Annotated in this window: 10 protein-coding genes; all 10 read left to right on the forward strand. The window is 35.7% G+C overall.

The features are described from left to right. Nucleotides 1–961: hypothetical protein (locus tag BJR36_RS19490; RefSeq protein ID WP_207648923.1), on the forward strand; the 961-nt coding region annotated here is incomplete at its 5' end. After that, entirely contained in the window at nt 958–1,233 is a 276-nt protein-coding gene (locus BJR36_RS19495) for a hypothetical protein (RefSeq protein ID WP_091237102.1), read from the forward strand. The genes BJR36_RS19490 and BJR36_RS19495, both read left to right, overlap by 4 nt. A 64-nt stretch (nt 1,234–1,297) precedes the next feature. Beyond that, on the forward strand, nt 1,298–1,717 hold the full coding sequence (locus tag BJR36_RS19500) for a hypothetical protein (RefSeq protein WP_091237103.1): 420 nt from the start codon (nt 1,298–1,300) through the stop codon (nt 1,715–1,717). A 196-nt stretch (nt 1,718–1,913) separates the two neighbouring features. Continuing rightward, nucleotides 1,914–2,174: a type II toxin-antitoxin system HicA family toxin gene (locus BJR36_RS19505; protein ID WP_091237104.1), complete on the forward strand. Its 261-nt coding sequence runs from the start codon at nt 1,914–1,916 to the stop codon at nt 2,172–2,174. A gap of 78 nt (nt 2,175–2,252) precedes the next feature. Further along, nucleotides 2,253–2,732 (forward strand): type II toxin-antitoxin system HicB family antitoxin, encoded by a 480-nt coding sequence (locus BJR36_RS19510; protein ID WP_091237105.1) that lies wholly within the window; start codon nt 2,253–2,255, stop codon nt 2,730–2,732. Further along, nucleotides 2,719–3,099: a hypothetical protein gene (locus BJR36_RS19515; RefSeq protein ID WP_091237106.1), complete on the forward strand. Its 381-nt coding sequence runs from the start codon at nt 2,719–2,721 to the stop codon at nt 3,097–3,099. The genes BJR36_RS19510 and BJR36_RS19515 overlap by 14 nt, the downstream gene beginning before the upstream one ends. Before the next feature lie 362 nt (nt 3,100–3,461). Further along, nucleotides 3,462–3,830 (forward strand): RHS repeat-associated core domain-containing protein, encoded by a 369-nt coding sequence (locus tag BJR36_RS19520; protein ID WP_242875691.1) that lies wholly within the window; start codon nt 3,462–3,464, stop codon nt 3,828–3,830. 73 nt (nt 3,831–3,903) lie between these two features. Then, nucleotides 3,904–5,052, forward strand: coding sequence for a Fic family protein (locus BJR36_RS19525; RefSeq protein ID WP_091237107.1), 1,149 nt, complete (start codon nt 3,904–3,906; stop codon nt 5,050–5,052). A 305-nt stretch (nt 5,053–5,357) separates the two neighbouring features. Continuing rightward, nucleotides 5,358–5,675: a PadR family transcriptional regulator gene (locus tag BJR36_RS19530; protein WP_091237108.1), complete on the forward strand. Its 318-nt coding sequence runs from the start codon at nt 5,358–5,360 to the stop codon at nt 5,673–5,675. Next, nucleotides 5,672–6,214, forward strand: coding sequence for a DUF2812 domain-containing protein (locus tag BJR36_RS19535; protein ID WP_091237109.1), 543 nt, complete (start codon nt 5,672–5,674; stop codon nt 6,212–6,214). The genes BJR36_RS19530 and BJR36_RS19535 overlap by 4 nt, the downstream gene beginning before the upstream one ends. The last annotated feature ends 719 nt before the right edge of the window (nt 6,215–6,933 follow it).

Below are 6,933 nucleotides of genomic sequence, written 5' to 3' on the forward strand. Positions count from 1 at the left end.
TGATCCTGTATCGTACGATGATCCTACGGGACATAAACGGAAAAATATAGTTCAAAAATGGGTTGCCAAGGCAAAGAAAGCGGTCAAAAAAACTGCTAAAAAAGCAGTCAGTGCGGTAAAAAAAGAGATTAAGAAAACAGTAGCAAAGGAAAAAGCAAGATCAAAAGAAGCCGCAAAACAATATGAGAAAAAGGCGGCAACAGTGAAAGTCGTCGTAGGAAAGGTCGATGCCAAGCCCAATAATTATCTGGAAGGTGGAAGCGGACCTCAAAAGACAAAAACTGTTCTAGCGAAATTAGAGAAAACAACATTAGTAGATGGAATACAGACATTGCTTGATGCTGTAGGTCTTGTGCCAGCAATTGGAGAGCCTTGTGATGCTATTAATGGAGCGATTTATCTTGCAAAAGGCGATAAAGTAAATGCAGCTTGGTCAGCAGCAGCATGTTTACCGATTGGTGGGCAGTTAGCAACCGTAGGAAAATTTATAAATAAGGGTGCTAAGGTTGATGATGTATATGATGTTGTAAAGGCGGCGGCTAAGGTTGCTGATGCCACAGGAGCCGAAAAAGACGTATATGCAGGTGTCAAAGAAGCTTCTGAGTACCTTAAATCACAAAACGTTCCTAGAGAGTATAGAAAACAAATACTTGAGTCATTTGATGTACGAACAATAAAAATGGAAACGGCAGGTGATTCAACATATGGTATTAGATTCTATGGTGGGGATGCTCAGGAAAAAGGTAGATATCTTTTTGAGACTTTCTCGCCTACTACTAATAGGAATAATTTAGCATTGCCAAATGAGTGGAATTCCATGACCGGATTACAACAGTTTCAGGTAAAAAGTGAAACATCAATGATTACAGGTAATGCGGCTTCTCAACTTCAATACGGTTCACAGTATGTTGGAGGAGCCAAGCAAGGGTATATTAACAGTTTGGAGGCGTTATCGAAATGATAAATACGAATGACTTTGAAGATATGTATAACGGATTAATTGTAACTGTTGAAAGTGAAATGGAATTGGTGGAAAAAGGTCTAACAAAAAGATCAAAACAACAACTCAAAACTATAATGTATGACTTAAATAAAATGAATGATACCAGGGATTCAAAACTATTTGTACCAAGCTATCCGAGGTTTATAGTTGATTCATGGGATTTCAGTGATACACTTGGAATTGAATTACTAAAACTTTACGAGCTTTATAAGAAAATTAAAAATCAATAAGTCAGGCACCTTAGCGAATGTAAGAAAGAATTTTGGCACGAAGTACAATCAAGGGCTGCTTGATATGATTGATTATGCACTGTTTTTCAATGCTGAAAACCTTGGAAAGTACACTAGATTCGCCATTGATAATCCTTCTGAAATTGAACAATTGAAGGAGATTTTAAGGACAATTCGGTTGAAAGATCCAAATATCATGGTTTATGTTTGTGCATATGGTAATGAATTAGAAGACAGCCGTGGAGAAAAGTTCTTGTACGCCGATTCAATATGGATCAATGGGTCTTTAACAAAGGAAATGGTAAGTGATGGGTTTCAATATAATTTGAATATTGAGCCAAGTAGTATTGAATTACTTTGCGATATGGAAGATTTAAATCAATCACCAATCCTATATTTGCAATCCGATGAAGAAATGATTGATTTATCCCTGTCGCCCAATTTGAAATATCTCGAGAATACCATCACCTTATACTGGGATTAAGTGAGATGTCAGGAGAGTGTCGCTACTGGTAATGGGCATTTAAAAAGGCAAGAAATCAAGATTGCAATCCAAAGTTTTGGAAGTCCTTTGCATAGCCCTTGATGTTTTCATTATACTTCTTGACAGAATAAACAAAAGAAGGTAAAATGCAACTAAATAGTAGTTGCAATAAAAATAAAAGAGGTGACAATTGTAAATGCCCAAAAAGGAAGATCTTTTAGATAAAATAAAGAGAAACCCGATGCCCAAGAATTTCACAACAAGAGAATTAGATGTCTTAATGAGGAAATGCAATTGCACCAAATACACCGGGGGCAGAGGTTCTGGAATTGGATATTGTCATGAAGAAACGCAAAGAATGATACAATTTGATGAACCCCATCCAGGTAACGAATTATACAGATATCAAATTAAGAAAGTGGTGCAATTTTTAAAGGATATCGGCGAAATTGAATAGATTTAGCTATTTTTGGATAATGTGTTATTAAGAACTATGAATTTAAAATCAAAATAATTTTAAAGAGGATGTGTAGAGATGAATTCAATGATGGAATATAAAGGATATCATGCAACTGTTGAGTATGATGCTGAAGATGGAATTTTTGTTGGAGAGGTTTTTGGAATTGTGGATTCGCTGAATTTTCATGGATCATCTGTTGTTGAATTAGTAAATATGTTTCATCAAAGTATTGATAATTATTTGGAAATATGTAAAAAATATGGGAAAGAACCAAACAGAGAATTTAAAGGAACATTTAACGTAAGAATCACGCCCGAATTACATAGAAAAATAGCTTTTGAAGCTACAAAACAGAAAATAACACTTAATCAATATGTTGCAAAAGCACTTGAAGAATCGTTTGATGCTCCAGAGGTTAAAGAGACTGTGATTTATGTGCCGTATACCACAAATCAGCTATTGTGGAATAACGAGCAAATAATCCCAAACGAAAGCCAATACACAAATATTATTAATTTCAGGAAAAAGGAGGAACTGATTTATGTCGAAAATTAATGTGGAAATTCAAAATAAACAAATACAGAAACTTCATATTGATATTCCACAAGATTTATCCGGAGACCTTAACCTGAAGTCAGAAAGTAAAGTACAAATCAGGACCCCAAAGGAAAGAAAAGAAACGACGGCATTATTAAAAATAGAAACAATTATCATGATTCCGGATAGAGAAGATTTTCAAATAGCTATTGGTGCAGAATATGTATTTAAATTTAGTGAAGTTCCGATTGATTACACAGTTGTCGCAGAGGAACAATGCATACCGATGGCACAAGATAACATGATGGAAATTCTTGGTAACATTTTGGTTGGAATGGGTTACAAAAAATTACATTTGGTAAAAAGTGATGATAAAGAAAAATAGCGAGTAAGCCAAAAAAAGAGTACCTGATCCCTGTTACCAGAAAAATAGAGAAGAACTGTCTTTGATAAATCAGGAAGACAGTTCTTTTTCATGGTGCACCTTAGCTTTTTCTTGAACTCGACAGTAACCACAACCAGACTGGAAGGAACGTATACGGCACAAACCTGCTGTTCCGCACAGTCGGAAATAAGAACAGCGGAACAACCTACAGCTATATCTACAACGGCCACGGAGACGTAACCGCCCTTATAACAGATGCAGGATATGTCGCAGCCACCTACCGCTACGATGCCTTTGGAAATATCATCGAAAGTACGGGAAATGTGGACAACAGCATCCGCTACGCCGGATACTAGTATGACGTGGAGACCGGGCTCTATTATATCAATGCAAGGATGTATGACCCGCTGACGGCAAGGTTCCTTCAGGAAGACACCTACACCGGGAACCCGAACGATCCGCTGAGCCTGAACCTTTATACCTACTGCCATAATGATCCTGTATCGTACGATGATCCTACGGGACATAAACGGAAAAATATAGTTCAAAAATGGGTTGCCAAGGCAAAGAAAGCGGTCAAAAAAACTGCTAAAAAAGTAGCCAGTACGGCAAAAAAAGCAGTTAATGCGGTAAAAAAAGGAGGCCGCTCGGTCGATAGCGCACCCTCGCTGAGTGTGCCAGACCCTATTAAAAAGGATAAACTAAAGAAAATGTTGCCATTATTGTTATAACAGCATATAATATAGTGACATAGAACAAAAAACGAATAAAATTTGTTCCATATCATCGAAATGGAGGTGCGTTATGAAAAAAAGACCGTTTGTACCCAATCAACTTCCTATGCCAGAATTGTTAGATATGCAACGTCTGATGTTTCCGCTGATGAATGCAGGAACGAAAATTGCAGTATATAATGAAAAATTAAAATCAACGAAAATTAATCATACAAATTTATTAGAACTTTTTTCCTTAAAAGAGGCAGTTGAATCTACCAAAATAGAAGGTACCCAGGTTACAATGGATGAGATGTTGAATTATCGTGCCGTGGAGAAAAAAGCCACGAATGATATCCTGGAAGTAATAAATTATATGAAAGCATTACGAGAAGGCACAAATCTATTAGCCAGATACCCAATAAGCAGTAATTTGATTAAAAAGCTTCATCAGGTTCTTATGCAAGGCGATGCAAGAGGTAGTTCAAGTGTGGCAGAAGGAGAGTTTAGAACAATACAAAACTTTCTGGGACCAAAAGGTGCAACAATAGAGAATGCTACTTATATCCCACCGGAACCACAGCTGGTTCCAGAGTATATGAGCAATCTGGAAAAATATATAAATAACAATGAAGATGACTTGCCACTGATTAAAGTAGCATTGCTGCATTCACAATTTGAAACAATACATCCATTTACAGATGGGAACGGAAGAACAGGCAGAATCTTAGTTCCATTATATTTGTTTAGTGAAAAGGTAATTGATGAACCCAATTTCTTGGTGAGTGAAAGTTTGGAGAAAGACAAATATAAATATTATGCATTGCTGAATAGTACAAGGGTGGTAATTCCAGATAAAGAGTATTATCCTAAAGAATACGAACTGAAAAAGAAGGAAGCCAAAAAGAGTATGACTGAATGGGTGGAGTTTTTCCTGAATGCTTGTGTCATACAGGCAGATAAAAACATTAATAAGATTGATTCGGTAAATATGTTATATGACGCTACTATAGCAAAGGCAAAAAACATATCCAATACAACAACGATAATAGATGTAATAGATATTATCTTTATGTATCCGATTTTTACAACTGCAAACATTCGTGAACATATTGAGATATCAGTATCTACATTGAATAATTATTTAAATAAGCTGTGTGAAAGTAATATTATCTATTCAAATGGGGCAGCACGTAATAGAAAGTATTATTTCTATGATTTGATTAGTATTATAAACTGATTGCTTCAATATTTAGAATGTCGCTCCGGTTACTAGCGCTTCCTCCGTTAAGGTGCCTGATCCTATGAACATGTTCATAGGGGCAGGCACCTTAGCTTTTTTTAAACGCTTTTATTTCATTTAAATCAGGGCACCCATTTCCCTTCTTTGTTGGTGTAGACTATTTTTATTGACAAATACATAGCAGTGCGATATATTTATATAGCAGTGCGATACATTGAGGTGTAATGCATAGCAGTGTAATTCATAACAGTGAACTATGTCGTAGAGAAATATACAGCAGAAAAATAATTGGAGGTGGATTTATGGATGCGCACATTAAAAAGGTCTATGTGCCAATGACAGAGACCGGATTCTATATTCTGCTTTGCTTACGGGAACCAAATCATGGATATGGAATTGTACAAAGAGTAAAGGAAATGACGAATGAAGAAATCTCATTGAGCCCCGGAACTATGTATGGGAGTCTCTCAAAAATGGAAAAAGATGGATTAATAGTATTTATTCGTGAAGAAGAAAAACGTAAGATCTATCAGATTACAGATTTGGGAATCGAAGTATTGCAACTGGAATTAAAAAGAATTGAACGATTATATCGTAATGTAAAGGAGATAGGCCGATGAGGAATAAGAAGAGGGTATTTCGGTATTTTACTATTATGGACTATGAGAATGAAGGGGAATTTCTTCGGGAACAGCATAAACAGGGTTGGAAATTTACAAAAGTAAGTTTTCTGGGAATATACCATTTTGTGAAATGTAACGCAGAGGATGTAATTTATCAGCTTGACTATAACCAGGACGGAATCTCTCATAAATCAGAATATGTGCAGATGTTTGAAGACTGTGGATGGGAATACCTTCTGGATTTTGTTGGGTACAGTTACTTTCGAAAACCAGTCTCAGAAATGAAGGGGAAAGAGGAGATTTTTTGTGATGACGAATCGAGACTTGAGATGATGAAACGGGTATTTAAAGGACGTATGCTACCGCTTATAATATTCTTCTTCTGTTCCATTCCTCCGACTATTCATCAATATTCTTTAAACGGAGTCACCTCACCTTTTACCATTATGCAAATAACAATATTGATTATATACTTGATGATTTTTACGAAGTTTGTTGTAAAATTCAAGGATTTCAAGGAAGGAATTGGAAAATAAGTTCGGTGCCTATTGCGGTACCTGACACCATAAAATTTATGGGAAGTGATATAATAAGAAAAGGTGCACATATAATAAGTGAATAGGAGATATAAGATGGTAACATATGTTTATTATTTGGGAGTTCTTCTTAATGTTTGTAAATTTATTTTTTACATACTTGCAATAATTTGTCTTATTAAATATCTAAGAAATAAAAAATAAGTGATTGGGGGTAGAATTCATTGAATTCTACCCCTTAATGTCGCTCCAAATGTCGCTCCGGTTACTAGCGCTCCCTCAGCGAGGGTACCAAACCCTCGAAACCCTTATGTTTCGGAGGGTTTCTGAAATTATCTTAAGATCTGCACAGATATGAATTACTTCATCCGGTGTTTAAGGCAAGGGAGAGAAAGGAAATGTAAATTCAGAAACGATATAAGTGTGAACAGGCTTTTGAGCGACCTGTGAACATACAATATCAATCAAGGAAGTAAAATATGCTGAAAGCAGTAAAGAAAATGCATGTAATATGTATTTAAGGAACATGCACCTTTATATGTAAAAAAATGGTTGTACCTATACTGAGTTTATGATAGGATAAAATTGTGTTTAATACGAGGGGAACTAATGGATGAAAATGGTGAAAACATGAAGCCTAAGTAATAGGATGAATTATATTCCTATTATATGATGGTTCAGTTGCAGTGAGTTATCATTGCAAGCTTTATTCTTCATTA

The sequence above is a fragment of the Anaerobium acetethylicum genome (assembly GCF_900096945.1).
GTDB lineage: Bacteria > Bacillota > Clostridia > Lachnospirales > Lachnospiraceae > Anaerobium > Anaerobium acetethylicum.

Bases quoted from the DNA above. Each gene is read 5' to 3' on its own strand.
- BJR36_RS19495 (WP_091237102.1), top strand. From the start codon at position 958: ATGATAAATACGAATGACTTTGAAGATATGTATAACGGATTAATTGTA.
- BJR36_RS19500 (WP_091237103.1), top strand. From the start codon at position 1,298: ATGATTGATTATGCACTGTTTTTCAATGCTGAAAACCTTGGAAAGTAC.
- BJR36_RS19505 (WP_091237104.1), top strand. From the start codon at position 1,914: ATGCCCAAAAAGGAAGATCTTTTAGATAAAATAAAGAGAAACCCGATG.
- BJR36_RS19510 (WP_091237105.1), top strand. From the start codon at position 2,253: ATGAATTCAATGATGGAATATAAAGGATATCATGCAACTGTTGAGTAT.
- BJR36_RS19515 (WP_091237106.1), top strand. From the start codon at position 2,719: ATGTCGAAAATTAATGTGGAAATTCAAAATAAACAAATACAGAAACTT.
- BJR36_RS19525 (WP_091237107.1), top strand. From the start codon at position 3,904: ATGAAAAAAAGACCGTTTGTACCCAATCAACTTCCTATGCCAGAATTG.
- BJR36_RS19530 (WP_091237108.1), top strand. From the start codon at position 5,358: ATGGATGCGCACATTAAAAAGGTCTATGTGCCAATGACAGAGACCGGA.
- BJR36_RS19535 (WP_091237109.1), top strand. From the start codon at position 5,672: ATGAGGAATAAGAAGAGGGTATTTCGGTATTTTACTATTATGGACTAT.